The organism is Sulfitobacter sp. 1A13353, from assembly GCF_043557255.1.
Taxonomy (GTDB): domain Bacteria; phylum Pseudomonadota; class Alphaproteobacteria; order Rhodobacterales; family Rhodobacteraceae; genus Sulfitobacter; species Sulfitobacter faviae.
Genome location: NZ_JBIFFS010000003.1, coordinates 264,060 through 290,972, shown reverse-complemented (window position 1 = coordinate 290,972; position 26,913 = coordinate 264,060). Strand labels below are relative to the sequence as shown.

Here is a 26,913-nt window from a genome sequence, read left to right as displayed (position 1 = left end):
TTTGCAGCGAGTGTCTGGTTTCCGCCCTTTCTCTCGGAAGTGGAAGGCAGTCGTTCACGGGCCCAGACCAGACCTTCGTCAGGGAGGTTTTCGCTGCGTCGCAACTTACCCGAAGGTGCCATTCATGTCGGTGCTGTTGACCCGACCAGGATTGCCTCTCATGGCTCGTCAAGACATGGCGTGAACATCCTCAGCAGCGAAGTCGATGAGGGTTCGTATCTTTCGAGGTAAGGTCCGACCTTCGAGATAAACGACGGTAACCGGTCCCCCATCCATGTCGAAATCCTCGAGCAATGGAACGAGGCGGCCAGTGTCCAGCATGTCGGCGGTCGCGAACCGCGGCGCATAGGCGATCCCCATGCCGGCCGAGGCCAACTCGATTGCCGCCCGGGCCGAGTTGACATGGAACCGGCCCCGCACTTGGGTGACGATCGCGGTGCCGTCTTTGCTAAACGTCCACCGATGCGGTTGGCGCCGGTTGGTATCGACAATGCAGGCGTGCTGAGAGAGATCATCTGGTGTTCTCGGTGCCCCGTGCTCATTCACGTAGTCTGGATGCGCAACCAGTGAGCTGTGAAACGTGCCGAGCTTGCGCGTCTTGAGTGACAGCGTCTCCGACACACCCATCCGGAACGCCAGATCGATGCCGTCGGCGGCCAAGTCGACGTAGCGATCGTCCAACCTGAGGTCGAAAGTCAGATCCGGGTGCGCTTCGGCGAACCGGGCCAACATGCCGGCCACGTAGACTTCGCCGAAGGTCACGGGCGCCGAGACCCGGATGATCCCGCTCAGGCCGCGCGACCCCTCTGACACAGCCCCCAGCAGAGCATCGAGCTCATCGAGGACGGCTGGCGCCCGCGCGAGGAGATCCTCGCCGGCTGGCGTCAGCCCCACCTTCCGGGTCGTTCTCTGGAGCAGCCGCGCGCCGAGGCGCGCCTCCAGTTCGGCCACGTATTTCGAGGTCAGGCGGTTCGAGACCCCCAGTTGCTCGGCCCCTGCGGTGAAGGAGCCGGTACGTGCGGTGGCCACGAAAGCCTTGAGTTCGTCGACAATATCCATGAGCGCCCTTTTGAGAATAAATTCGCGATAGTCATTCCATAACATCGTCATTTTATGGAATATGGGAAAGCCTTACTTTCGCTTTAGTGATCAACAGGCCGCCGCAGGGCGGCAAAGCGAAGGAGAATGCCATGCGTATCGCAGTTATCGGCAACGGAAATGTCGGCTCAGGGCTCTCGCGGATTCTGGGCGAGGCCGGCCACGAGGTGACAACCATCGGCCGCAACGACGATCTCTCTACCGCCGTCGCCAAGGCGGAGGTGGTAGTCGTCGCCACGCCCTGCGGGGCCATCGCGGATCTTGCCGGCAAGGCCGACTTCAGCGGCAAGACCGTCATCGACGTCTCGAACCCGGTGACCGAGGACTTCTCCGGCCTTCAAGTCGGGCACAAGACCTCGGCGGCCGAAGAGATCGCCTCCAGGCTGTCCGGCGCGACGGTGGTGAAGGCGTTCAACACGGTCTTCGCCCAGCACTACGGCACGGGCCTCAAGGTCAATGGCCAGCCCATCCAGACCTTCGTTGCTGGCGATGACGAGGCCGCGCGCGAGACGGTCAAGGCGCTGGCCGCCGAGATCGGCCTCGAGCCGGTCGATGCCGGCCCGCTCGCCAACGCCCGCTACCTCGAGCCCATCGGCTTCCTCAACATCCAGTTCGGCTACGTCTTCGGTCACGGCACCGGGATCGCGCCGCGCTGGCAGTTTTCCTGACATCCCCAACCCCACGGAGCATCTGACATGACCACGCAGACCCATACCGACTACGCCGCCGCCGCCCTTCGCATCTCGACCGGCGTCCTGTTCCTCGCCCATGGCTGGATGAAGGTGAGCGCCTTTACCATCCCCGGCACCGTCGCCTTCTTCGAAGGCCTCGGCCTGCCCGGCGTGCTCGCCTACTTCACGATCTTCGCAGAGCTGGCGGGCGGTATCGCCCTGATCCTCGGTCTCGGCACACGCCTCGTCTCGATCGCGCTGATCCCCGTCCTCCTGGGCGCGACATGGGCGCATTCCGGTTTCGGCTGGAGCTTCTCGAACGAAGGCGGCGGCTGGGAATACCCGCTGTTCTGGGCGGTCGTGCAAGGCGTCGTCGCCGTCCTGGGACGCGGAGCCTTAGCGCTGCGCGTGCCGCAGCTCGACCAACGCCTCGGCCAGTTCGCCTGACCTCCCTTGCTGGCCGCGGGTCATCTCCCGCGGCCGCACTCTTTCACAAGGAGACCTGCAATGACCACCGTCGACCACTTCTTCGACATGACGACCGCGCCGATGCGTATCGGGGCGGTCCGGCTCAAGGTGCGGGACCTCGATGCGGTCTCCACTTTCTACCAGATGGCGCTGGGGCTCAGCCCGGTCGCGACCAGCGAGCATCGCGTCACCCTCGGCACCGGCGACACGCCGTTTCTGGAGCTTCAGGGCGACCCAGGCCTTTCCCCACTCGACCCGCGGCAGGCCGGGCTCTTTCATACCGCCTTCCTGATGCCGACCCGATCCGACCTGGCCCGCTGGGTCGCTCACATCGCTGAGGCGGGTGTGCCGCTTCACGGTGCCTCGGATCATATCGTCAGCGAGGCGCTCTATCTCGCCGATCCCGAGGGCAACGGCATCGAGGTCTATACGGACCGCCCAGTCTCGGCCTGGCACGGCGAGGGCGGCGAGATCCGGATGAGCACCGACCCGCTGGATCTCCAGGGTCTGCTGCAAAGCGCCGCAGGCACCGAATGGTCGGGTTTCCCCGAGAACGGCAGCATCGGCCATGTCCACCTTCAGGTGGGCGACACGGGCGAAGCCGACCGCTTCTACCGCGACGTGCTCGGCCTCGATATCGCGGCGCGCTATCCTGGGGCCAGCTTCTACGGCAGCGGCGGCTACCACCACCAGCTTGCCGGCAATATCTGGAACAGCCGCCGGGCCAGCAAACGCCCCGAGGGTATGGCAGGTCTCGATGCCATCGAGATTGTTGTCCGTGATGCGGCGGACATTGCCTCCATCGCTGGCCGGGTTGAAAGCGCCGGGCTTGAAAGCATCAAGAATGCCAACGGCCTGACCGTTCGCGATCCCTGGGGCACCGCAATCACGCTCAAGAATTAAGGAGACGATCATGCTTCGAGACGGGAAATGGGTTGCCGACTGGCAGCCGGTCCAGGCCAAGGACGACAAGGGTGGCTTCGTCCGCCAGACCTCCAGCTTCCGCCACTGGGTGACGCCTGACGGGAGCGCCGGGCCGACCGGCGAGGGCGGCTTCAAGGCCGAGGCGGGCCGCTACCACCTCTATGTCGCGCTGATCTGCCCCTGGGCGTCGCGGACGCTGATCGCCCGAAAGCTGAAGGGGTTGGAGGACGTGATCTCGGTCTCGGTCGTCGAACCGGATCTCTCCGACCAGGGCTGGCACTTCGGCGATCCGACCGAGGCCGAGGGCGCGTCCTACATGCACGAAATCTACACCCGGGCCGACCCGACGATCTCGGGCCGGGCCACGGTGCCGGTGCTCTGGGACAAGAAGCGCGGGACCATCGTGAACAACGAGTCCGCCGACATTCTGCGGATGCTGAACTCCGGTTTCGGAGATCTGGCCGACCATAGCATCGATCTCTATCCGGCGGACCTCCGCGAGGACATCGAGGCGCTCAACGACCGCATCTATCCGAGCTTGAACAATGGCGTTTACCGCGCGGGCTTCGCCACCACGCAGGTCGCCTACGAGGAAGCATTCTGCGAGGTTTTCGCAATGCTCGATGAACTCGAGGAGCGCCTCGGCGACGGTCGCGGGTTCCTTTTGGGAGGTCGCTTCACCGAGGCCGATGTGCGACTCTTCGTGACGCTGGTGCGCTTCGACGTGGCTTATCACGGCCTCTTCAAGTGTAACCTGCGCCGCATCGCGGACTACCCTGCCCTAAGCCGCTACCAGGCCCGTATCCTCGCTATCCCCGGGGTGCGCGATACGGTCAGCATTGACCACATCAAGCGCGGCTACTACTCGATCAAGGCGCTGAACCCCACCGGCATCGTGCCTGTCGGGCCGGAATGTTCCCTGGGCTGAGGGCCTCGGTCGGCCATCCGGATCAGGCCCCCTGGCGCGCGCGGGGGGGCGCCAGCTCCGCCGCGCCGGACATTGATCACTCGAATCGCGAAGGCCGCAATGAGACCGGCGACGGCAATCCAGGAATGTCCGCTATTAGATCACCGACGTCGCCGTATCGCACTTGCAGCAAAGGTCAGCTCTCCGCCCTGCTTACCGATTAGCTTCGCGGAAGCGACGGGAACCGAGCATATGCGGCGAACGGCAGGAACGTCCGCGTAGGAGATCTTGGCCTGTAGCTTGGGCAGCATTTAGGCAGGCTACCGCAGCGAACGGCTGGAACGAGCCCATAGTGACGAATGCTGCACGATGGGCGAATGTCGGTTACCGACCTCACTACGCCGGCGTGCGCGTCATCTCACGGATCAGATCATTTGTCTCTGGTCTCGTCGTTTGGTGCCGATATCGAAGAGCCACAACAGTTCTTGATATTTCAAGGCCATCGATGGGTTTCGACACCAGGCCAATGTCCGAAGGAATAGCGGTGGCTGGCAGGATCACCGCACCTAACCCTTGCCGAGCAAGCTCAACCAGCCAATCCACGCGATTTGACCGATAGGCCGCGTAGAGTTCGTGACCCTGATCCGCGCAGGTCCCAAACAAAGCATCCCGCATTTCGCAATTTAGTCGGTCAAGCATGTCAGTTTTCGCAAGAGTCGACAGGGAAATCGTATTTAGTTCAGACAACGGGTGCGACTTTGACACCACGACCTTGTAGTCCTCTTCATAGAGACGGTCTATGCGATATAGGTCTTCACCGACCTTCTCTGCGCTGACGACAACGTCAAACTCACCATCCCGCAACCCGGCAAGAAGCTCGGAGGATGACGCAACGATCAATTCGATTTCGGCTTGCGGCAATCGCGTACGAGTACGCTCCATAGCTGCCGAAATCCTGTGGTGGCCAATCGTTTCACCGACACCGACAGAGATTGGAACCCGCTCCAAGCGCATATGACGGATCGCTTCTGCCTTAGCCAGTCGCGTCTCATCGTGAACCTTCCGCAACCTTGGCTGCATGAGTTTTCCGAGGGTGGTAAGCCTGCATCCCGCACGGTCCCTGACAAACAGGTCGCCTCCAAGCTCGTCTTCAAGTTTCTTGATCGCAGTCGTCAAGGAAGGTTGGGAGACATTGGCGGCACTGGCTGCGTGGGTAAAGTTTCGGTGCTCGCAGACAGCGAGAAAATACCTGATCTGGTTCATTTCCATCGCCGCATTCTCCGTCACATCCCGGTTCAGGCCATCAAACCAACTACGATAGCCCATGTCTATCAAAGAATAGAATTTCGGAATTGGAGTCCCACGCATCCGGCATGGGACAAGAGTGCATCGAAACCAACCACGATGCACTTCAAACTAGGAGACGACCATGAAGACGCAAGTCCTTCAGACATTCGCTGCAGTGGCTCTGATCACAACTTCTGCAACTGCACAGGACAACCCAATGGAAAATCATACTGCCAGTTACATCGCCATGCCCGCCGCCGAAGGCCAGACCGGAGCCTTCGCGGAGTTTCTGGCTGGTGCCGCACCTATCGTGCGAGAAACAGAGCCGGGCACCGTACTTTGGTTTGCTCTGCAAGCCGACGATACGCTCGCAATCTTTGACATCTTCGCAGATGGAGAAGCACGCGACGCTCATTTCTCTGGAGCGGTTGCTGCGGCTTTGAACCAAAACGCGGACGCGCTGGTCGACGGAGGATGGGACGACGGTGTTGTCGCGAATATCAACAACTCCGATGTCCTGTCGGTAAAGGCGCCGGTTGATCTCTACACGGCAACGACCGCAACTTACATCAAGCTCGAAGCTACTCCAGGTAAAGGCCCCGAATTGGCAGCCTTGCTGACCGCCGCCGGCCCCATCGTCGCAGATACCGAACCCAAGACATTGTTCTGGGCGGCGCTGCAGATTGACGAGAACAACTTTGCCATCTTCGACATCTTTGCCGACAACTCTGGCCGCGAAGCGCACTTTGCCGGACAAGTAGCCGGACTCCTGAATGAAAAGGCTCCAGAATTGGTCTCTGGCGGATGGGACGATGGTGTGTTGGCAAACGTCCACAATTTCGACATCCTCGCTACTAAGTAGTCTCGAGGTGAATTGAGAAAGAAGTGCCCGGTGCAACCCATCGGGCGCTTTGCTGTTTGAATTTAGATTCACCCCATAGCGGCCGTTCGAGCAAGCGCAGCGAACTGGCGCTCTGTCCCGCTTAGCTGACGTCTGTCCGGTAAAAATGCTGTGCTTAACATCAATGGCAGCTCCAAAGAAGCTGCGATGGGGCGTCGCCTCTCATTCTGGGCCGTTCGTGTCAGGCACTTGAGGCAGAAAATACTTTGGAAACGCGTCGCGCTCTTCCTGGGCCGTCTCAGGTAATGAGGTTTGGTCTCGTTCGGATATGTATGACGAAACCCCAGAGAAGCTCCTTTGTTGATGCTATGTAACCGGCTTTACGAGAGACGGCAATTGAAACAATGGTATTAGCTTGCAGTTGACTAAACATGGCATAGCTGGGTGATGAAACGAAAAATAAGAGTAACTCATGATCAATGTCGCGCCCCTTCCTCTTAGGACGGCCTCCGCCCCGCGGGAAACCGCTTTCTCCCATATGTCTAGACTGGCGGCAGTAAATAGAGTGGACCTACGGGAATTCGGCATTGAACTAGGCATTCCATTCCAGCGCATTCTGAACGGTGAACCGGATATTATCAGGACACTAGCTATGTTGGGCGGGACTGATCACGAGTGCCTGCAACACTGGTCGGGAACAAAACTTGAAGGTCGTCGCCATGAGCTTTGCGGGGAAATCTATCCTGCAAAAATCATCCGCAACCCTGAAATCCGGGGTTGTCCCATCTGTCTGAAACACGACGCCAATTCATCGGAACGATCGCCAGAGTATTCGATGGCAATCCGCGGGCACTGGCTGGTTCCGCACATGACTATCTGCGTTGCGCATAAGCACCCTCTTGTCCCGCTCTGGCGGGAGACCCAGCCCTTCGCTCGATATGACACCGTGACGCAATTCCGGTCTATCGCGCCAGCCATTGTTGCCGGTGAGTTTGACCGCGAGATCCGTGAACTTACGGACTTCGACAAATGGCTGGAAGCCAGGCTTGTTGATGGGTCAGGAAACTGCTGGTTAGATCTGCATCCTTTGCATGCAGCCTCCACCTTCTGTTTTTTACTGGGAAGTGCCCGCATGCGTCATGAGACCACATCGTTATCGGACGTCGACCCGGAGGATCGCTGGGCGCTACTACAAATGGGATATGAGGTCTCCCGGCATGGTCCAAAGTTTATCAAGACCGCCTTGCAACGCTTGCAGGACCTACCCGGCGACCCACATCAGGGGCCAAAGGCAATTTATCCGGTTTTATATGACCGTTTGTCCCGAGGCTACGCAGATGTCCCTGAGTATGCTCCTTTCCGTGCCATCCTGCGAGAACACCTGCTTGAAACTTGGCCTCTCAACGCCGGAGATGATCTGCTCGGGGAACCAGTGGAAAGGCGGCGGTTACATTCGGTGCGTTCGGCCTCCCGGGAAACGGGGATCGACCCACGCCGTATGCGGAAGATGCTCGAGAGCGCTGGAATCCTGAATGACGCCCGTCCCGACGCTTGGGCAGTGTTCGACGCGGAAGCTGCCGCGCCCTTGCTCGATTCACTGACGACCCTGCTGCCAGCAAAATCCTTTGCCGAAGGTCTCGGCATGTCCAGATCCCAGTTCAACCTGCTGTCGGAGGATGGTGTCCTAGCGCCGAAGTTGCCGGACACCACCACGAAAAATGTCTGGGATCCCCGGGAAGGGCAGGCCTTCATTGACAGCTTGCTTGCCGGAGCGGAGCCTCTCCGACAGGCCCAGCACGGATGGGAACACATCTCAAAATCTGCAGCTCGATTGAAGATTCGACCCGGCGATATCGTAAAGGCAATCCAGCAAGGCCGGGTCCGACGGGTGGGCAATCATTCTGACTTCGATGGGTACAAGGCTATCTACGTCTATCACGACGAAGTTTCGGCGGCTCTCTCTGATGATGGGCCGGCCGCCATGTCTCTGGAGATTTTTGGAAAGACCGTGGGTATCGGGCAGCCGGTATTTCTGAACCGACTGATCTCGAATGGACATATAACAGCGACCTTAATTCGGAACCCCCGAACCCGCGCCATTCAACGGTATTTCGCTGAGGTGGACACGGTTCAGTTCCACGAGAAGTTCTACACCTACCGGACCATGTCCAGAGCGCATGGAAAATCTTGGCAACAGATGTCCGCCTTACTTTCTGCCGCTGGCGTTTACCCGTTCAGCCCTGACGGCATTAATTATGGAAAACTTTTTCTCCGTGCAGAGGTGGACTCAGCAGTCGGTCAAGACTGCGGATTAACTCTGACCTGCTCCCCTGAAAAGTCCGGTGTTTTGAGTTAGCCTGTTCTCCAACAAGGAGACAGACGATGAAGAGAAGCCGTTTCAGCGACGAACAGATTATCGGGATATTGAATGAGCATCAGGCTGGGCTTGGGGCGAAGGAGCTGTGTCGCAAGCACGGTGTCAGCGATGCGACGTTTTACATCTATGGATGTCTCTCCCTTTGCAAGATTCCCGCTGATCTGTTCCGCCGCCATGTCCCAGGTTGCAAACATCTATCCGGCGTCACCGGGATGGTGCGCCCAAATGGGAATTCCGCGTGGTGAGCCTCAACAAATGGTCGGCCTCAAGAGGCCATTATAAAAGCCAGGTTCCTCACACACCGGAGTTTGCCGGTCGGTTCATTTCTTTGATTTTCTTGCAATCCTTGTTGCGCGCTTAGACGGGCGCGCGGAACTCCTCGTTTCTGTTGAGCATAGCCCAGATGATCCAGGCGTTCTTGTTGGCCACGGCGACGATGGCGCGGTTCATGCCGCGTCGCTCGCGCAACCTGTTGACCCACTGACTGAACGGGTCTGTCTTTCGCTGCGCGACACGGACCACGGACCTAGCTCCGTGGATCAACAGGGTTCGTAGGTGTCTGTCTCCGCGCTTGCTAATCCCCATAAGAAGCCTCTTGTCACCGCTTGAGTGCTGCCGTGGAACCAGCCCCATCCAAGCGGCGAGATGTCTTCCATTCTTGAACTCCCGACCGTCGCCCACGGCTGCGACAACAGCTGTCGCCGTCTTTGGGCCGACACCGCAGATGCGTGCGATCCGGCGGCAATCTGCATTGGACTTGAAAACAGTATCGATGCGGCGGTCGAAGGCCGTGATGCGGGCGTCAATCTGGCTCATAAAGTCGAAAAGGTCACCGATGATCTCTCGACTCATTGCACTAAGTCCGTTCGTGCGGTCCTCAAGTATCTCTGGAATTGCGCGCCGCGCCCGCCCGATCGACAGGGCGATTGGTATACCGCGGTCCAACAGTAGGCCCCGCATTTGGCTCACGAGTGCAGTTCTGTGATTGACGAGGCGGCGCCGCGCCCGATGCAGGGCCTGAATATCCTGTTGTTCCTCGGACTTGGTCGGCACGAACTTCATGTTCGGAAGCATCAATGCGGTGCAAATGGCTTCGGCATCATTTTGATCGTTTTTCTGATGTTTGACGAAGGGTTTGACATACTGCGGCGCGATCACCTTGACCCTATGGCCAAGCGCTTCGAACTGCCTCTGCCAATAGAAGGCCCCTGTGCAGGCTTCAACACCAATGACACAAGGCTCCAGTTCAGCAACCTCGGCCAACAGTCCTTCGCGGCGGATACGGCGCTTCAATACAGCCTGTCCGTCAGCGTTTGCTCCATGCAACTGGAACACGTTCTTGGCCAGATCAATTCCAATAAATGCGACTGTCATATCTCTCTCCATTCTGCTGCGTCACACCCGCAGCGTTACCGAAGGCGGGAGAGACATCCATCCCATTAAATGGCGATCCAAGTACGGTGGCATGGAAGTGTCGGACGCGAAGAAGCTGAAAGCGCTTGAGGCTGAGAATGCCAAGCTGAAGAAGTTGCTGGCTGAGCAGATGATGGATGTGTCGACGCTCAAGGAAATGCTGGGAAAAAACTTTTGAGGCCTGGTGCGCGACGCAGAGCTGCAAGCTGGGCCATGAAAGAGAAGCGATATAATCAGAAGCGGGCCTGTGCTTTGGTCGGGATCGATCCGCGCGTCTACCGGCGTGTGTCAAAGCGGCCAGCGGATACCGAGCTGAGGGATCGGTTGAAAGAGCTGTCATCTGAACGGAGGCGGTTTGGCTATCGACGGCTGCACATCCTGCTCAAACGCGAAGGCTGGCATGTGAACTGGAAGAAGCTGTATCGGATCTACCGCGAAGAAGGGTTAACAGTCCGTAAACGGGGCGGTCGCAAGCGTGCAGTGGGCACTCGAGCACCGATGGCGATCCCGCAGGGGCCAAACCAACGGTGGTCGCTCGACTTTGTGTCTGACAGCCTGTCATGTGGCCGCAGGTTCCGCATTCTGAACGTGATAGACGACTTCAGCCGCGAATGTCTTGCTGCCGTGGTCGACACATCGCTCTCAGGCAACCGTGTGGCTCGTGAACTGGAGCGCATTGCTGAGATGCGTGGCTACCCCTGTATGGTGGTCAGCGACAACGGCACAGAACTAACTTCGAATGCGATCCTGAAATGGCAGGAAGACCGCAAGGTCGACTGGCATTACATTGCCCCCGGGAAACCAATGCAGAACGGCTTTGTGGAAAGCTTCAACGGCAGAATGCGGGATGAATGCCTGAACGAACATCTGTTCGACAACCTGCGCCATGCCCGCAGACTGATCTCAGCGTGGCGTAATGACTTCAACAACCACCGCCCACACACAAGCCTCGCTGGCATGACGCCAGCTGAATATGCTAACCGGTCAGAAAAGGACCAAAACCTGAACAGAGCTAACCTAAATTAGCGGACTCAATGGGGAGCAGGTCAACTCCAAGAGGTGGGCGGGGCTGAATGCTCCGCCTTTCTTGTTTACAGTTTCGTAGCGAACCATTCCGGTTCGGCAGTATAGCTGAATTGCGAAGTATGATGCCGAGCAGGGTCGTTATTCGAGGATCGTGCGACCGCATCTCGTTTCACTGCCTGCAGTACTAGATCACCGATGAGGATGCCGCGTATTTCAACGAACGGTATTTCAAGCCGCGCACGATGCTCCTGTCCTTAGACATAAGCTGGCAGAACCTGTCCTCCAAAGTGAGGGCCCTAATCGGTCAACCCATTCTCCCCCGTTGGGGAAGAGTATGGGAATGTTTACCTGCGCTCAGACATACCAACGGACCTTTAAGCACTCTTTACTGCATCGTAAAAGGGGAAAAGAGCGAAGGCTGCGCTTCTTTTCCCCTTTTTTCAGTGACTTGTGACTGAGTGATGTAGAAACCCAAGCACCTCCAAGGTTTTGCGCACGCTTTTAAGTTTTCTTTGCGCATGCTTCTCCTTGGACTGCCTACTTCATGTGGATCACCTCATCGAAGTTCCGGATGAGAAAATCGGGTCATTGAAATCATTGGAGATTTTCCATTCCAGTCACCTCATGCGATTTCCGAGTCACCAGACGCTGTTTCCGGATCGGATGCGCCTACGGAACTTGACGAGGGCGCCAACACTGCGGACGACAACAGATACGAAAAGGCCCTGGCTTTCGCAAGCCAAGGCCCTTCATTTTAGGAAATCAAATATGGCGTGGGGCTTCGTCAGTCCATCATGCCTGCCAGAAGCTCCCTAACTTCGCACAGCTGGTAGTCTTCCCGAGTAAATGGATTATGTCCGGGAACGCACCCGGTTTTTGCCGCATACCGTTCTGCTAACCAAGGAAGATCCAGCTCGGTCAACTCGTCTTCAATGTTCGCGAAAACATCGACCATAAACTTGAAGATCAAACCAAAGTGGTTTCCATGGGCATAGCAAATGCGGTGATAGGTGTCCTCGTCTCGAACGTTATCAATGTTGACCCCTCGGGCCTTCGCGTAGTGGTAAAACGCAGTATCCACCTCATTCAGGTCGTGATCCGACAAGGGGTCCAAAGACCGCATGTGGTATGCTGATGTCAGATTCCTTAGCTGCGGATCGATGTTTACCTTAGGCAACAGCTCGGGAATTCCGCTAAGCACGACGACAACGGGCCAGTCGGGGTTCTTGATCAGGGTTTTGATCGAGTTGATGACTTTCTTTGTGTCCTTTTCTCCAAGCGTTTCGAACATATGCTGACATTCATCAATATGTACGATCCAATACCCTTGCGTCTTCAACTGATGACGGACGCGGGACCAGATCTCATGCTCCGTCTTGCGAGGTGACATGTGGTAGTCCACCTGTTCAAGGATCTTGATGCCGAGCGACTTCCAGGTTGTCTCGCCATCGAGAAAGATCGACAGGCTCCGAACGTCGCGGCCGCATTCCAAAGTTGGGCACCCCTCGCGGAGACGCGACAACGCGTGCCGGATCTCTTCGGTCTTTCCGGAATTGCTTTCGCCCACGATCGTCAAGCAGCTGGCCTCGAACAGCTTGCCCGTAAGCACGCCCGAGTCGTAGTCGTCCGCCGCAGCCTTGAAGAGGCGATCAAGGTCTTCCGCCCTAGACATGTGGAAGTACATGTTACGCAGGCGCGCCTTGCGCATCGCGAGAGACATGCCGTCCATATTGCTCTGATCTTTCATTTGAAACTGCCTCTTCCTTTGGGTGCGCCCGAGAATTTCCTCCCCGATTTCTTGCCGGGGGGCGCCTTCTGTTTTCGTGGTTTAGTGCCGCCTGGGGGCCGTTGAGGTGTGCTCTCCTGCCCTGCGCCAGGCTCAGTATCGTTGACGCTGGAGGTCTCGAGATAGGTCTCAGTGGGCTCCTCGAACTCAGGCTCCTCGGTCTCTTCAGCAGCCCACCTCGACTTTTCTTCTTCGATCATTTCTGGTGTCGAAATCCCGCGTCCCGTCCCTCCAGCCAGCAGCGTTTCCAAGTCAGCCGAAAGCGTCTCCTGCGGGTTTTCCTTAATCTGGAGGTTCATGACGAAGCTGTCCTCGAACCACGCCAGTGTCTTTTCATCCAGCTCTGTGGAAGGCATGCCATGCGTGGCAAGAACATTGGCGAACTTGACAGAAATTGCGTTCTCGATCTTTTCGTCAAGTGCTTTGGCATACTTCGCCAAAGCGTATTCGTAGAACTTCTGATCGGTGGGGCGCGTGGCCCGCATCTCATGAAGCGCGGCCATCAAGGTCCGCATCGAGTGATGCGCCAGATCCGGGCGCTTGTTCTCTAGGTAGTAATGCTTGCGTTTGTAGAAGGCGGTGACTTCCCGGAAGTCCGTCGGATCGAGACGGATCTCGAGATCTACGTTCTCCCCCCAGATTTCCTTTGGGAACTGCGTCATGTCACCGAACGGAACCCCAAGGATATGAATGCCTTCCTTCGTCAGCTTCCGCTTCAGCTTGAGGCCAGTCGCGACCCGTCGTACACGCACTGGCGGCGGCGCAACGACACCGTATTTCTGCGCCTCCTTCCACTGGTCAATGGGACGCTTCCGATGCAGGCCAGCGTGCTCCTGAAGCGGATAGTAGTCGACAATGAACTGGTACAGAAGCTGGCGGAAAACGTTCGCATCGAAGCACGCCCAGCCTTCCCTGTCGTAAGCAACCAAGCAGTCGGGCGAGTACCCAGTCTTGCCGGGCAACTCGTCCGAGAACATGATTCGCAGCGTCCCGAAAAATCTTTCGATGAATGGCTTATCCATTGGCACGCCAGTCCGACCGTAGATATACGCGCCGCCCATCGAGAGAATAACCGCCTGAATCTCCTCGTTGAAAAACTCGTTGCCGGTATCGACCACGATCGTGCCGAGTCCCGTCGCGTGGAACCAAGTGGCGACACATCCCGCCAAACGGCTGAGTTCCGCCTTGCTACGCGTGACCATGTCCAACACTTCAATCACCGTGCGGACATTCGCTGTCTCGGCCACACCGACACCGAGGATCATGCGTGTGGCAACATCGATGGCCGCGCACACCCAAAGGCGCTGAACTTTTTTCTTCTTGGGCTTCGTGCGCTCTTGATCCTCCAGTTTCTCCTGAAGATCCGGCGCGAGCAGTCCCCAAAACTCACTCTTCTCGCGCAGCGTGAACACGTCGATGTTCTGGAAATCCAATTCGATAAGCTCGCCGGGCTTGAGGGCACGTACGCCATGCTCAGTCGGCGACAAGAGCTTTTGGGCTTCCTGCAACCCGAAACGACCGAGGATCTTTTCGTGCTTCGGAATGCGCGCCAATCGACGATAGACGGTGTTCTTATGCGGAAGCCTAAGCGGGCTCATTCCCTTCGAGATCCGCTCCGCAGACGCGGCATCGAAAGCCATTTTGACATTTCTGACAATGGAAGCATCCGAAGGCTGCGAGGTCGATAGGTACTTTTTGCAAACTGCCGTCAGAAGTTCGCATGCTTGGGGCGTCATGAGCCCAGGTTTCGAGTTGCCATGGTTCTTCTGGTTCAGAAGGACCTCAGCTGTCGGTCGCAGTTGCCCAAAATATTTCTGGCAGAACTGGCTAATCCTCTTGGAGCCCCAGGTCTTGGTCTTGAACTCTCCTTTCTTATCCCGGCCAAAACGCAAGCGCTTCTGCCGCTCGATCGCTTTCTTCTGAATCTTGTCATAGTGCCGTTCAACGGCTGACCAGGTGTATTGCCCACCAGGAATGATCTCTTGGCATGCCAGCGCCCAGGCCTCTTTCATCTGGGCCTCTTCGCGCTCCTTCTTCGATGCACCAGCCCAAGCTTTGATTGCAACCTTCGCAGCAGCGGCATGCATAGCCTCCTCGGCCGTGTCGCGGACATAGTTGTAATCGGCAGAAAAATCCACGCGCGCCAGGATTTCGCGGAGCTTCGCATGCTCGATCACAAAATGCTGCGCGGCGCCGTCCTGGATTTCATTCCTGACAATCAATCCGTCAGGGCAGAACCCTGTGACGACGACAGCATGACCGCCGAACTCAAGCAGAGTACCATTGGGAAAGTGGAAATTCGGGACGACGCTCATGACACTCGGCGAACCCGCGTCGAATAATTGATAAGCCGCGTCTTGTCGGTCTCCAGATCCCCGTTCGCGATGGCTCGAAGGACGGCATCAAAGACGCGACCCATCTCCTTCTTGGGCGCTTTGGCGCCAACACCACGCACGACCAACTCTTCGATCGAAAACTCTGGCACGTCGATAATATCGACCAGCACTTCGACCAGACGGTCGTCGGCCGCCGGGTCAGGAAAGCGCTTCGCCTGAAGAATTCGCTCGTTGTTGCCGCGAACCTGCGGGTGAAACGACGCCTCGGAAATTGTCGCAAACCCACATCCGGAAGGAAGACCCAGCTTGATCTGTTGGGTGATGAACGCCGTTTCTTCGCGGCTCAGGGCGTCGTCATTCTTCACGTAAAGGTACGTTTTCTCTCCGGTTTTCAAGGTCACGAGAAAGTCCAGCGTGTTGGACTTTTTCCCGTCGACCTCCTTCTGGAAGTCAACTTTGCGAGGCTGACAGTGCAGGTCGAACGTATTCGGGTTAATCAATGCAGCGACGGCAGTGGCCCGTTCAAGAGAGGACTCCACGCCGAAGACACGCGGGCGATTGTCATCGGCTTCGACCCGCGCCACCAGTTCTCCCGTCTTCGCAAAGTTCGAACGGTGAACGACCTTCCGGACACCATGATAAGGCAGAAGCTGATCGAGGTTCTCATAGCCAAGCTTCGCCGCCAGGTTCTCACCCATCGGGCCCTTCTCGAAGGCCTCTATCGCGTATGCCGGGATCACGGGAGCCGGAACCACGTCGATAGCGAAGGATGTGAAAGGTGCTGTCATGTTCGTCTCGTTCTTGTGGTAGCCTATGCATGAAAACGCGAGCCCCGTGAAGATCGCCACTTGTGAAAGTAGGCGCCATCAGTCGATTCGAGTCAATGTTTTCAATACTTTACGCCGAAAACGGCGAAAGTTATCTTTCTCGCACAAGCTCCTTTCCCTGCTATGTTTCTTTTAGGAACGACCAATATATCGGTGTTCGTCCTTCCTTGCTCAAAATTCAGTTATGCCGGTGATTTTCATGTCGATACGTCTGGGAGGGAGAAAATCGTCCGGAATCCTCAACGGCGAGAGCGAGAAAGATTGCGCTGCAAGACGTGCGCAACACGGGCATTGAAATCGCTGCGGGCCGGTGTTTCTGCGAAATGCTCTTCGTCGTAAGGCGAACAGATGCATGCGAGCAGCATCCCCACCCCACCTGGTTCCAGATCGGCCTTTAGCTTGCGCTTTACTCGCACGGCGGTGTCGTTTGAGCGCGTACCGAGGAATTCCATGAAACTTGCGTTCGTCAGCATGTTTTTGCGGCCAGTGGCCTGCCGGGTGATGTACTCCTCGGCGGCGAGCAGCCAGAGCAATATCGGAATGTTGGTCGAGCTCAAGGCTGTGCCTGCTGTCACTGACGTCTGGTAGCCGCAGCTTCCGCACTTGTAGATGTCGCGCGCCGTCTTCCGTCCAACCTGATCGCTTTCGCAATCCGAGCAAACGATGCCATTTGGCCAACGAACGTTCAAAAGTTGCTCGCGGGCCGCATCCTCTGACGGGAGGGTCGCCGCGATACCGGCATCCGGCAGACGCATGTACAGCGACATCCAGTACCATCGGAGCAGTTCTGGTTCGGACAAGGGGTTCGGTTCCATCGCGGTGCAATACAGCATCAGGATTTCTAACGGCAAGCGGCGAAGTTTTCCCACGCAGCCCCGGCAGAGGCAGACCATGCGCCAGTCCCGCTTTTCATCCAAAAACCGTCTGCTATACCAATACGGGAAATAGGCATTTGGTTTTCATGAAGCTTGTATCCCGCCCTCTGTTGGCCTTCCTTGCAGACCCCTTTCGGAAACACCCCCGGTCCCTACTCTTTCAAGGCGGCACCATTGTCGCGACCGGTGGAACTCGGCAACGGATAGAGCTGGCCGATCTCGCGAGAGCACCGGCCGTAGAGCGGGGTCGTCTCGCGACTTCACTCGCGTTGGACCTTGGTGAAACCCAACTTCGGCTTCCAGCCGTTGCGCCTGGCGCGGCGGGTGACTTCGGAAAAGTCGTTGAGGCAGCGTGGTCACGCTTTAATCTGGAACAGCTCGTCAAGGAAGAGGATGCGATCTCGTCGTTGCTGTCTACCATCGCCAGCATGCAGAGCCCGACACGATACCCCGCAGCCTGCCTGATAGGTCCGGAGGCACGCCACGCGACCGACCTCAATGCCCGAGTCATCTCCAAACTGAACCCGACCGCCATCGGCGACGATGCCATGACGCGTCTGAAGCCAATCATGGATTTCGCACGCGATCCGAAAACGGCCCGGAACGCTGCGATTGTCTCCTTCGTCGACAGACAGTTGGCTGACTGGAAGAGCTTCCTTGATAGCGTCGAGTCCATGCCGCTGACGCAGGAACAACGGTTGTCGGTCGTCGTCGACGAGGACGCGACGCTGGTCCTCGCGGGCGCTGGATCCGGCAAGACATCGGTCATCACTGCCAAAGCGGCCTATCTCCTGAAAGCCGAGATACGGAAGCCTCACGAACTCCTGCTCCTTGCCTTCGCAAAGGATGCTGCGACGGAGATGTCTGAACGCATCGAAGCCCGATGCGGCGTGCCGATTGCCGCGCGGACCTTCCACGCTCTTGCCTACGAGATCATCGGAACGGTCGAAGGGGAAAAACCGCCGCTGGCCCCGACGGCCACGGACGACAAGGCCTTCCTGTCCCTGATCAAAAACATCCTCCGTGACATCGTCAGCAAGATGGCGGACATCGCGAATTTGATGATTGGATGGTTCGCCGGCTTTTTCGAGGATTTCCCTACGGCTTGGGACTACCAATCTGCACACCAGTGGTATTCGGAGGTCGAAAGTCGCAACCTGCGCAGCCTTAAAGGTGAAACCGTCGCCAGCTTCGAGGAGCTGATCATCGCCAACTGGCTGTACCTGAATGGTATCGACTACGAATACGAGCCCACGTACGAGCACAAGCTGACAGGGACCGGGCGCCGCGCCTACACACCTGACTTTCGCCTCACCGAAAGCGGCGTGTACCTGGAGCATTTCGGCGTCCGGAAGAAACAGCAGCGCGACGGCACCGACGAGCTGGTGACTGCCCCGTTTATCGATCGTGACGAATACCTGGAGGGCATGGCGTGGAAACGACAGGTCCACGAAGAACACGGCACCACCTTGTTGGAGTCCTACAGCTGGGAGCGGGAAGAAGGTTGCCTACTCGAGGCACTGGCTGAAAAGGTCGCGCCCTATGTGACGATACGCCCTCTCCCCGAGATCGAGATTTACGATCAGGTCACACAGCTCGGCGTGGTCGACAGCTTCACCTCCCTGATTGCCACCTTCCTTCGGCATTTCAAGAATGGTGGCTACCGGACCGAGGATTGCGAAACGCGTGCCGCGGACGCGAAGATGGGGAAGCGCGCCGAGGCATTCCTGAAGATCTTCGCGGCTGTCTACCGCGAGTATCAGGCACGACTTGGTGATCGTATCGATTTCGAGGACATGGTGAACCACGCCACGGCCTTGGTCGAAACCGGGAAATACGACAGCCCCTTCCGGCACATCCTTGTCGACGAGTTCCAGGACATCTCAATCGGCCGAGCAAAGCTCATCAAGGCGCTCAAGGCCCAGCACGCGGATGCCCGCATTTTCGCTGTGGGTGACGACTGGCAGTCCATTTATCGCTTTGCGGGATCTGACATCCATATCATGCGGAACTTCGGCACAGAGTTCGGCGGAACCTATGCGGGCGAAACCGGTATCCATCGGACCGTCGACCTTGGACGCACCTTCCGCTCGGTCGACAAGATCGCCTTGGCCGCGCGACGGTTCGTCCTGTGCAATCCGGCTCAAATCACGAAGACGGTCGTACCGGCGGGCGAAACGGGTCAGCCCGCCATCCGGATCGCCTGGACGCGCCGCGAGACGGGCGCAAGAGTAATGGATGATACCCTGTCGGCCATCCTGACCGAACCGAAGCCCGACAATCGCAAGCCGACAGTCTTGCTCCTCGGGCGGTACAGATTCATCGAGCCTAACATGCGTGACCTGAGGCGCAGACACCCGGACCTGACGATCAATTTCAAGACAATCCATGCATCGAAGGGTCTGGAGGCAGATCACGTCATTATTCTCGGCGCCGATAACGCTCGCATGGGCTTCCCTTCAATGATCGTCGATGACCCCTTGCTGGGTCTCGTATCGCCGGAGGCAGAACCTTTCGCCAACGCTGAAGAGCGCCGTGTCATGTACGTTGCCATGACACGGGCCCGCAGCACCGTGACCATCATGGCCTCGGAGGCGCGGCCATCTACGTTCGTCACGGAACTGCTGAACGACCCCGAGTACGACGTCGCAAGTCCGCGTGAGGCCCTAGAGCGCACGCATGCGTGCCAGCAATGCGGTGGCCGCCTCCTCTACATGCCCGGTCAGGAGGATTCGGGGTGGTATCGCTGCGAGCACGTGAAGCTCTGCGGCAACCGAATGTCGGCCTGCCCTTCGTGTGGCATTGGCCTACCCTTGCGCCAGACGGCAAATGGCGAGCAAACCTGCACGGAATGCGGAGCCGTCCAAACACCATGCCCAAGCTGCTCTGACGGCTGGCTTGTGGAGCGGCAAGGGAGATACGGTGCCTTTTTGGGGTGCGTGCGCTTCCCTGTCTGTTCTGGGAAGTCCAAGACAAGGAGGAAGTCTCGGAAACGCGAACCGGCATAGGCATTGCCCACAGGAAACCCCTTGTGAAATCAGGCGCAAGCGGGCCATGTTTCGACAACGTTCAGTTGACCATCGGTCACTCCTGCAATCACCAGAAAGCGACACTCTAGCCATGATCGACATTACATTCAGAGTGGTTAGTCGCGGCAGTGGGTACAGCACCGGACTACAAAATTGCGTATACTTAGAGATTGATCGGTGGAACGATTATTCATTTGTAACAATGTTCGAAGTTTACGCCTATGATGAAACGGGAAATGGACGAAAACTCCCGAACATAAAAATTGGCTTCTTTGGGCAAACCACAGAAACTGGCACCTATGAAACGCTAGAAAATGAATTCGCGGAGCTATCTAGCAACTACTTTTCGGTAGCGACAGATGTAGAATTCTACCGAACGCTGTCACGCGATTTCTCAAGCGAATGGAGGGATGCTTTCCTTCACAAGCTTAGAGATGTCGTTTACAATCCGCATATTCTTGAGCGCGCAAAAGATGAAGAAGTTTTTCGAACATCTCACCTTAGAAGCGTCAGTGTGAACGCAATACAAACACAGTTCTGCAGGGTTTTAGCAGGTGAAGCTCCTCAAACTGATTTTCTATTCAACTTTATCCTTACGGAAACCGAAAAATTTGCAGGATTTAATCTTCACTTTGAGGTAAAAGCCGGCTCCCTGCCTGGAACGAACATTCACGCCTTAATTGGGAGAAACGGAGTTGGGAAAACCACATTACTGAAACACATGGTGAAATCAATTGCGGGAAGCGCGGAGGCGGGAACCGGCTTTTATCACAAGCCAATGTGGGCCATGGAGAGCGAATGGCTTGGGAAGGATTTTTTCTCAAATCTCGTTTCAGTAGCATTCAGCGCCTTTGACCCTTTCGACCTGCCGGCCGCAAGCGATAACCCATCTACCGGAACTCCGTATAGCTATATCGGCCTAACCGACTATAGCGGAGATGATGGATCAATACTAAAATCAAGGGATGAGCTACATGGTGAGTTCATTGCTTCTCTAAACTTTTGCTTTAGCGAGCCCTTACGCAAAGTTCGATGGTCTGAATCCATAAGACTTTTAGAGAGCGATCAAAATTTTGCAGAGATGAACTTGCTCAGCTTGCTCGAGCTGGATCCGCCGGAAGCACTGGAGCGAGCAAAGGTGGTAATCTCCAGAATGAGCTCCGGTCATGCCATAACAATACTAACGATCACCCAATTGATCGAAAAGGTTGAAGAGAAGACGCTTGTACTTATAGATGAACCAGAAAGTCACCTCCACCCACCACTTCTTTCTGCGTTTGTAAGAAGTTTGAGCAACCTCCTTCACAAGCAGAATGCAGTTGCAATTGTTGCCACTCATTCTCCTGTTGTATTACAGGAAGTGCCCAAGTCTTGCGTTTGGAAACTATACAGGGAGCGCGCCTCATCGGAAACGGCACGCCCAACCATAGAAACGTTTGGTGAAAACGTCGGCACACTGACAAAAGAGGTTTTTCAGCTCGAGGTTGAAAAGTCCGGTTTCCACACTCTGCTGGAAAATGCTGTCGCGCGAGGCGGAACATACGAGGAAATAATCGATGAATTTAATAGCAGCCTTGGCCTTGAAGCGCGAGGCATACTGCGAGCCCTGGTAATCAACAGAGATAATTCTACGCAATAAAGATGAAAAGACTAGCCTCCCCACCTCATTCTTCGCTCGACCTTTATGATGCTTGCGTCAGCGAAGCCGAAGGTGCGCTGAAAGCGCATCTCGCTGAAAATCGCATCTTTCTTGACCAAGCTGCTAATGTATTCGATACACATTCCGCCACAAAGACATGGTGCGATATTCCGAGAGCACGACGTGGTCACCGAGAAGATATAATAGTCGGGACCTTGAGCAAAGGATCGTTAATGGATTTGTACAGTTCCGGCGTTGTGGGCTCAACCGGAGAACCAAGAAGAATATATGACGATATTATGGTTGCTGCAAAAGGCGAGTGCCCTTATTGCGGGGGAATCGGAACTCCGCGTACGCTCGATCACTATCTTCCAAAATCCAAGTTCCCCGCATACTCCGTTCACCCAAGGAATCTAGTCCCCGCATGTCGAGACTGCAATACGGATGCTGGAGCGGATTTTCCGAACACGCCTCAACATCAACCCATTCACCCTTATTTGGATAAAGAATGTTTTTTTAACGAAAGATGGGTCTACGGTGAAGTGCATCGGAGCAATCCAATTGTTGTAACCTTCTCGGTCATTCCCCCTGAACATTGGGTAGACCACGACAAGCAGCGGGCCACGCAGCATTTCGCAGCCTGCAGCTTAGCCGGGCGGTACTCCAGCCGAGTGGCTGGGGATATTAGCCCTCTCATATTGCAGAGGCAAAGCAGTCTTTCGCAATTTTCACCAGATCAGTTCCGGGACCATCTTAACATCGTCAGCAGCGATGCCAATCTGCTACTCAATGGTTGGAAAAGGACTTTATACCATGCGCTATGTGAATCAGACTGGTTTTGCAACGCTAACTTTAATGGGGATTGGCTAAATGTATAAAATTTGAATGAAATCCTCATTAGTGCTATTTGCGACGATCGCATGCCTTTTTAGAATATTACTAACAGCCCGCATAGGCAGCATCCAAACGTTATTCTTTATGCTACATTTTTCACCAAGTTACGGCCCCACACACACAGCAAACATCGCATATGAAATAAGCCTCTAACAGGCTGCTGAAGAAGTCAGCCTTGAAGGACGTTATTCTTCCCCCACGGTTTGAAGGTGGCTCTTTGCGACTGCGGACGCCGGGTCGGGTTTGCCCCCTTCGTCAGGGGGCAAGGAGTTTCGGTAGTCTGGCCAGATTGCAGGCTGCCATGGTCATTGTGAATTGGGCGCGGACCCTGTCGAGGCCGCGATGAACAGTCTGGGCCATGCCGCCCACGGTCTTGGCCCAGCCGAAGGGTTCCTCGATCTTCTTCCGGCGCCGCTGTGACAAGGCATAACCGGGATGCTGGGTGGTTCGCCCGTCGATTGCGGAACTCCGGGCCTTCTGCGCGACATGTGGCGTCACAACCATGCGCCTGAGTGCGGCAACAAAGTTGGCGCTGTCATATCCCTTGTCTGCTCCAAGCGTCAGGCGCCGGGTCGAGCCAGGGGAGTGTCGGTTGATCATCTCGAGGGCCGCCTTGCGCTCGCCGTAACCATCGGCATGGGTCAAATCGGCCTGCACGATCAGCCCGTTGCGGTTCTCCATCAGCGTATGTCCCATGAAGCACAATGTCGCCGCGGCACCCGGTGCCTTCTTGTAGAGACGGGCATCGGGGTCCGTCACAGAGATGTGGGTTGCGTTCGAGCGCTTCTGGCCCCGAAAGTTCACTGCGGCGTTGCGGATATGGCGGGGCGTGTCGGGCATCGGCTGCGTTTCTGTCTGCTGGGGCTGCGGTTCGGTGTTTGCGAAGGTCGCGTCGGCCGGTGGTGGCGGTCCGCCAGGATCATCGTCATGCGGTGGCGGCGCGCTGTTCCTGGGCTGAAAGCTCTTCATGGACGCCCACGCCTTGACCAAAGTGCCGTCTACCGAGAAGTGTTCATCCGAGAGGAGCGGACGGACCTCCGGGTGCGCCAGGATCGCCGCCATCAGCTTGCGCGACATGTCGGTCGTCAGCAGCCGATCGCGGTTCTTGGTAAACACCATAGGAACCCAGACCGGATCGTCGATGCCAAGGCCGACGAACCACCGAAACAGCAGGTTGTAGTCCATCTGTTCCATCAGCTGCCGTTCCGAGCGGATCGAGAACAGGAGCTGAAGAAGGCTCGCACGGATCAGTCGCTCCGGCGCGATGGAGGGGCGGCCAAAATCGGTGTAGAGCGCGGCGAACTCGGCATCCAGGCTGGCCAGCGCGTCATTGACGACCCGACGGATCAACCGCAGCGGATGACGATCCGGAACCCGCTGCTCAAGATCAACATAGCTGAACAGCGACCCGCTTGCCTCGTCCGTCCCACGCATCGCCACCTCCTGCTGCCGCTGCCATGTCGGAAGTGAATCATGTTCTCATAACCGCGTCGAGGGCCGACTTTTTCAGCAGCCTGCTAAATCCGAAGCACTAACGCCGGCGAGGTCTGTATTCCTCTGATGCTGTTCGCTGTTCATAACCAATCTCGACACTGAGGGAGCCAATCAATCGGAAAACCATTCGACGGCTGCCGCGGGCAGCACGATCCCCGTCATCCCAAGCCTCGCCGACCGCCACACCAACAGCATCATCCCACACAGCCCTGGAAGTTCGAACCTCGTCGAAGCCAGACGATTGAAGCCGCGCCCGGAAGTGGTCCTCTAGGACGCGGTGCAGCGTCCAACCTCGCGATTGCCATGACACGGCGCCAAGAGCGGTCGCGTCGATACGGTAGAGCCCTAGGCTTCGGGCAAAACTGCGGTGGTTCAAGTTAGCTTCCGCCAAATCCTTATCTCCTGCCGCAAGCGCGCCTTACACGGGGGCGAAAGGCAAGCCGACACCTCGGCATTCAACGCATTTCGCCAGCTTTTGGACAACGCACCACCTCGACGCTGCGGTAAACCTCGTTCTCGTCCAATGACTTCTTCGATTGATCCTAAATCGGTTTCGGGCGAAGGTTCGACAAATTAGCCTTAACGCAGAGTGCCTTCAAAGATATGCGCATTCCAGTTGAAAGTAGCGTGCCCTGATGAATGAAGCTGATACGTGCCGACGTTACGTCGTACCTAGACTTCAAACCTCCGGCTGGGATGACGCACCACACGCCATCAACGAACAGAGATCTTTCACTGACGGCCGAATTATTTTCGTCGGCGGCAAGGCAAGACGAGGGAAGCAGAAACGTGCGGACTACATTCTGAGATACAGCCCAGACTTCCCAATTGCTGTCGTGGAAGCCAAGGCCAAGTACAAGCATCCAGCAGAAGGTCTACAGCAGGCCAAGGAGTATGCCGAAATCCTCGGGCTCAAATTCGCGTATGCGACGAATGGAATGGGCATCATCGAGTTTGATTACTCCACGGGCGTAGAGCGCGAACTCTCGGCTTTTCCGACTCCACAAGAGCTATGGACACGCCTGAAGGACGCAGAACGTATCTACGACCAAGCAGTCGCCGACCGGCTTTTGACACCGACCTACCCAGACCGTGCCAAGCCTCTACGGTACTATCAGGAGATCGCCGTAAACAGGGCGGTTCAATCAGTCCTGCAGGGACGGCAGCGGACGTTGCTGACGCTCTGCACCGGTGCGGGTAAGACCGCCATCGCTTTTCAGATCTCCTGGAAACTCTGGTCGTCGCGTTGGAACACGAAAGGAACCAACAGGACGCCGAAGATCCTGTTTTTGGCAGACCGGAACGTTCTGGTTGATGATCCCATGGCAAAGGACTTCAGCCCATTTGGCGAAGCACGCCACAAGATTGGCGGAGGCGAAGCTGTTAAAAGCCGTGATATGTACTTTGCAATCTACCAGTCGATTGCCAGGGACGAGAACCGTCCAGGGCTGTACCGCGAGTATCCGCGGGATTTTTTCGACCTGATCATCATCGACGAATGTCATCGGGGCAACGCGCGTAGTGACAGCAATTGGCGCGAAACCCTCGACTGGTTCGAACCCGCGACACAGATCGGAATGACGGCAACCCCGCGCCGTGAAGACAACGTCGATACGTACAACTACTTCGGCACCCCCGTCTACGAGTACAGTCTCGCTCAAGGGATTGCCGACGGTTTCCTTGCTCCATACCGCGTCCACCGCGTAATTACCGATTACGACGCAGCCGGATGGCGTCCGAGCACCGGAGATATGGACCGCTTTGGAAGAGAGATCCCGGATGCCGAGTACCAGACAGGCGATTTCGAACGTGTGGTAGCGCTCCGCGCGCGCACAAGGGCCATCGCCCGGCATCTAACGGACTTCATGGCCGAAACCGACAGGTTCGCGAAGACCATCGTCTTTTGCGTTGATCAAGAGCATGCCTTGGAGATGCGGGGCTTCCTTGCCGAGTTCAACGCAGACCTTATGCGAGATCATCCCAACTACGTTTGCCGGGTGACCTCTGATGAAAAAGAGATCGGAAAAGGCCATCTCTCGCGCTTCCAAGATGTCGAGACGGAAACTCCGGTCATCTTGACGACTTCGCAGCTTCTGACGACTGGCGTGGATGCACCGACTTGCAAGAACGTCGTATTGGCGCGGGTTGTCGGATCCATGCCAGAATTCAAGCAGATCATCGGTCGGGGAACACGGTTGCGACCGGACTACGGCAAGCTTGCGTTCAACATCATTGACTACACCGGCACCGCGACCCGGATGTTTGCCGATCCTGCATTTGACGGGGAGCCGGTACGAGAGGAAGAGGAGACCATCGACGATGACGGCGTGGTTGTCGATGAGCAGCCCGGCGAAGACATAGAGCCGGACACGGATGACCTGCCTAATCACGAAGCTCCACCGTCACCCTTGGATGACGACGCCGATGGGCCGCCTCGCAAATATTACTTCGATGAAGGTGAAGTGTCGGTGATCCGGCATCTGGTTTACGAACTCGACTCCGAGGGGCGCCAGCTCGCGTGCCGCCAATTGACCGATTACACTGGCGACAAGGTGCGAACCCTTTATCCGAATGCCTCGCAATTGCGACATGACTGGCTGGACCCAGATAGGCGCGCTGACATCATCGAACGCCTGGAGGAAAAGGGCATTGAGTTGGACAGCCTCGCAGAGGTCGTTGGCGCGCCGGACGCAGACCCATTCGACCTGTTATGCCATCTGGCCTACAACACGCCCCTCCGAACTCGCCGTGAAAGGGCCGACCGGTTGATGCGAGAGCAGGCCGAGTTCCTTGGCCAATACACGCCGGAAGCCCGCGAAATCCTGGATGCGGTGATCGAGAAATACGCCGAGCATGGGACAGCCCAATTCAAATTGCCTGACCTTCTCGAGGTTCCGCCTTTCAATGAATGGGGCAACGTCATAGAAATCGCGCAACGATTTGGCGGGGGAAAGGAGCTACGCGGTGCCATGACGGAGCTGCAGCGGCTCCTTTACACCGCGTGACCTAGACGACCTGAAG

At 56.8% G+C, this 26,913-nt stretch carries 18 protein-coding genes and 2 pseudogenes; 12 read left to right on the top strand and 8 right to left on the bottom strand.

Going from position 1 to position 26,913, the window contains the following annotated elements; all coding sequences use genetic code 11:
- Nucleotides 1–168: 168 nt before the first annotated feature.
- Nucleotides 169–1,059 (bottom strand): LysR family transcriptional regulator, encoded by an 891-nt coding sequence (locus tag ACGYLO_RS08665; protein ID WP_276154453.1) that lies wholly within the window; start codon nt 1,057–1,059, stop codon nt 169–171.
- Nucleotides 1,060–1,190: 131 nt separating this feature from the next.
- On the opposite strand from ACGYLO_RS08665, the gene ACGYLO_RS08660 reads away from it, so the two are divergent.
- From ACGYLO_RS08660 to ACGYLO_RS08645, 4 genes are read left to right on the top strand one after another with little or no spacing between them, the layout of a single operon-like run.
- Nucleotides 1,191–1,766: an NADPH-dependent F420 reductase gene (locus ACGYLO_RS08660; RefSeq protein WP_276154452.1), complete on the top strand. Its 576-nt coding sequence runs from the start codon at nt 1,191–1,193 to the stop codon at nt 1,764–1,766.
- Between the two features lie 27 nt (nt 1,767–1,793).
- On the top strand, nt 1,794–2,216 hold the full coding sequence (locus ACGYLO_RS08655) for a DoxX family protein (RefSeq protein ID WP_276154451.1): 423 nt from the start codon (nt 1,794–1,796) through the stop codon (nt 2,214–2,216).
- A gap of 60 nt (nt 2,217–2,276) precedes the next feature.
- Complete coding sequence (locus ACGYLO_RS08650) at nt 2,277–3,140, top strand: VOC family protein (protein ID WP_166125640.1); 864 nt, start codon at nt 2,277–2,279, stop codon at nt 3,138–3,140.
- Nucleotides 3,141–3,150: 10 nt separating this feature from the next.
- The gene (locus ACGYLO_RS08645; protein WP_271689133.1) at nt 3,151–4,089 is read left to right on the top strand and encodes a glutathione S-transferase family protein; all 939 of its coding nucleotides are present in this window, start codon (nt 3,151–3,153) and stop codon (nt 4,087–4,089) included.
- Between the two features lie 375 nt (nt 4,090–4,464).
- On the opposite strand, the gene ACGYLO_RS08640 is transcribed toward ACGYLO_RS08645, so the two are convergent.
- Entirely contained in the window at nt 4,465–5,394 is a 930-nt protein-coding gene (locus tag ACGYLO_RS08640; protein WP_348312001.1) for a LysR family transcriptional regulator, read from the bottom strand.
- Between the two features lie 103 nt (nt 5,395–5,497).
- On the opposite strand from ACGYLO_RS08640, the gene ACGYLO_RS08635 reads away from it, so the two are divergent.
- From ACGYLO_RS08635 to ACGYLO_RS08625, 3 genes and pseudogenes are all read left to right on the top strand, one after another.
- On the top strand, nt 5,498–6,217 hold the full coding sequence (locus tag ACGYLO_RS08635; protein ID WP_317939036.1) for a putative quinol monooxygenase: 720 nt from the start codon (nt 5,498–5,500) through the stop codon (nt 6,215–6,217).
- 451 nt (nt 6,218–6,668) lie between these two features.
- The gene (locus tag ACGYLO_RS08630) at nt 6,669–8,552 is read left to right on the top strand and encodes a TniQ family protein (protein ID WP_276154449.1); all 1,884 of its coding nucleotides are present in this window, start codon (nt 6,669–6,671) and stop codon (nt 8,550–8,552) included.
- Between the two features lie 26 nt (nt 8,553–8,578).
- A pseudogene (locus ACGYLO_RS08625) lies at nt 8,579–8,695 on the top strand (transposase); the annotation flags it as partial.
- A 235-nt stretch (nt 8,696–8,930) separates the two neighbouring features.
- Here the strand turns inward: ACGYLO_RS08625 and ACGYLO_RS08620 are convergent.
- A complete protein-coding gene (locus ACGYLO_RS08620) occupies nt 8,931–9,947 on the bottom strand; it encodes an IS110 family transposase (RefSeq protein WP_394376391.1) in 1,017 nt (338 codons plus the stop codon).
- 67 nt (nt 9,948–10,014) lie between these two features.
- Here ACGYLO_RS08620 and ACGYLO_RS08615 point away from each other — a divergent pair.
- Nucleotides 10,015–11,012: pseudogene (locus ACGYLO_RS08615) on the top strand (IS3 family transposase); the annotation flags it as partial.
- Between the two features lie 784 nt (nt 11,013–11,796).
- Here the strand turns inward: ACGYLO_RS08615 and ACGYLO_RS08610 are convergent.
- The 4 genes from ACGYLO_RS08610 to ACGYLO_RS08595 all read right to left on the bottom strand — a co-directional run bounded on the left by ACGYLO_RS08610 (nt 11,797) and on the right by ACGYLO_RS08595 (nt 16,878).
- The gene (locus tag ACGYLO_RS08610; protein ID WP_394376390.1) at nt 11,797–12,759 is read right to left on the bottom strand and encodes an ATP-binding protein; all 963 of its coding nucleotides are present in this window, start codon (nt 12,757–12,759) and stop codon (nt 11,797–11,799) included.
- Nucleotides 12,756–15,113, bottom strand: coding sequence for a hypothetical protein (locus ACGYLO_RS08605; RefSeq protein ID WP_394376389.1), 2,358 nt, complete (start codon nt 15,111–15,113; stop codon nt 12,756–12,758). Before ACGYLO_RS08605 ends, ACGYLO_RS08610 begins: the two co-directional genes overlap by 4 nt.
- Nucleotides 15,110–15,922, bottom strand: coding sequence for a hypothetical protein (locus ACGYLO_RS08600; RefSeq protein ID WP_394376388.1), 813 nt, complete (start codon nt 15,920–15,922; stop codon nt 15,110–15,112). Before ACGYLO_RS08600 ends, ACGYLO_RS08605 begins: the two co-directional genes overlap by 4 nt.
- A gap of 278 nt (nt 15,923–16,200) precedes the next feature.
- A complete protein-coding gene (locus ACGYLO_RS08595) occupies nt 16,201–16,878 on the bottom strand; it encodes a transposase (protein WP_394376387.1) in 678 nt (225 codons plus the stop codon).
- 44 nt (nt 16,879–16,922) lie between these two features.
- Here ACGYLO_RS08595 and ACGYLO_RS08590 point away from each other — a divergent pair, with 44 nt between their 5' ends.
- The 3 genes from ACGYLO_RS08590 (at nt 16,923) to ACGYLO_RS08580 (ending at nt 22,382) form a co-directional block, all read left to right on the top strand.
- A complete protein-coding gene (locus ACGYLO_RS08590) occupies nt 16,923–19,844 on the top strand; it encodes a UvrD-helicase domain-containing protein (RefSeq protein ID WP_394376386.1) in 2,922 nt (973 codons plus the stop codon).
- A 112-nt stretch (nt 19,845–19,956) separates the two neighbouring features.
- The gene (locus ACGYLO_RS08585) at nt 19,957–21,504 is read left to right on the top strand and encodes an AAA family ATPase (protein WP_394376385.1); all 1,548 of its coding nucleotides are present in this window, start codon (nt 19,957–19,959) and stop codon (nt 21,502–21,504) included.
- Between the two features lie 2 nt (nt 21,505–21,506).
- Entirely contained in the window at nt 21,507–22,382 is an 876-nt protein-coding gene (locus tag ACGYLO_RS08580; RefSeq protein WP_394376384.1) for an HNH endonuclease, read from the top strand.
- 271 nt (nt 22,383–22,653) lie between these two features.
- Here ACGYLO_RS08580 and ACGYLO_RS08575 read toward each other — a convergent pair whose 3' ends face one another.
- Nucleotides 22,654–23,832 (bottom strand): IS5-like element ISRssp10 family transposase, encoded by a 1,179-nt coding sequence (locus ACGYLO_RS08575; protein WP_394376383.1) that lies wholly within the window; start codon nt 23,830–23,832, stop codon nt 22,654–22,656.
- A gap of 695 nt (nt 23,833–24,527) precedes the next feature.
- Between ACGYLO_RS08575 and hsdR the strand changes: the two genes are divergently transcribed.
- Nucleotides 24,528–26,897, top strand: a complete 2,370-nt coding sequence (hsdR, locus tag ACGYLO_RS08570) for an EcoAI/FtnUII family type I restriction enzme subunit R (RefSeq protein ID WP_394376382.1) — start codon at nt 24,528–24,530, stop codon at nt 26,895–26,897.
- Nucleotides 26,898–26,913 lie beyond the last annotated feature (16 nt).

Coding starts and splice junctions, on each gene's coding strand:
- ACGYLO_RS08585 (WP_394376385.1), top strand. CDS start 19,957: ATGATCGACATTACATTCAGAGTGGTTAGTCGCGGCAGTGGGTACAGC.
- ACGYLO_RS08640 (WP_348312001.1), bottom strand. CDS start 5,394: ATGGGCTATCGTAGTTGGTTTGATGGCCTGAACCGGGATGTGACGGAG.
- ACGYLO_RS08620 (WP_394376391.1), bottom strand. CDS start 9,947: ATGACAGTCGCATTTATTGGAATTGATCTGGCCAAGAACGTGTTCCAG.
- hsdR (WP_394376382.1), top strand. CDS start 24,528: ATGAATGAAGCTGATACGTGCCGACGTTACGTCGTACCTAGACTTCAA.
- ACGYLO_RS08600 (WP_394376388.1), bottom strand. CDS start 15,922: ATGACAGCACCTTTCACATCCTTCGCTATCGACGTGGTTCCGGCTCCC.
- ACGYLO_RS08665 (WP_276154453.1), bottom strand. CDS start 1,059: ATGGATATTGTCGACGAACTCAAGGCTTTCGTGGCCACCGCACGTACC.
- ACGYLO_RS08650 (WP_166125640.1), top strand. CDS start 2,277: ATGACCACCGTCGACCACTTCTTCGACATGACGACCGCGCCGATGCGT.
- ACGYLO_RS08660 (WP_276154452.1), top strand. CDS start 1,191: ATGCGTATCGCAGTTATCGGCAACGGAAATGTCGGCTCAGGGCTCTCG.
- ACGYLO_RS08645 (WP_271689133.1), top strand. CDS start 3,151: ATGCTTCGAGACGGGAAATGGGTTGCCGACTGGCAGCCGGTCCAGGCC.
- ACGYLO_RS08635 (WP_317939036.1), top strand. CDS start 5,498: ATGAAGACGCAAGTCCTTCAGACATTCGCTGCAGTGGCTCTGATCACA.
- ACGYLO_RS08655 (WP_276154451.1), top strand. CDS start 1,794: ATGACCACGCAGACCCATACCGACTACGCCGCCGCCGCCCTTCGCATC.
- ACGYLO_RS08610 (WP_394376390.1), bottom strand. CDS start 12,759: ATGAAAGATCAGAGCAATATGGACGGCATGTCTCTCGCGATGCGCAAG.
- ACGYLO_RS08630 (WP_276154449.1), top strand. CDS start 6,669: ATGATCAATGTCGCGCCCCTTCCTCTTAGGACGGCCTCCGCCCCGCGG.
- ACGYLO_RS08605 (WP_394376389.1), bottom strand. CDS start 15,113: ATGAGCGTCGTCCCGAATTTCCACTTTCCCAATGGTACTCTGCTTGAG.
- ACGYLO_RS08580 (WP_394376384.1), top strand. CDS start 21,507: ATGAAAAGACTAGCCTCCCCACCTCATTCTTCGCTCGACCTTTATGAT.
- ACGYLO_RS08590 (WP_394376386.1), top strand. CDS start 16,923: ATGAAGCTTGTATCCCGCCCTCTGTTGGCCTTCCTTGCAGACCCCTTT.
- ACGYLO_RS08575 (WP_394376383.1), bottom strand. CDS start 23,832: ATGCGTGGGACGGACGAGGCAAGCGGGTCGCTGTTCAGCTATGTTGAT.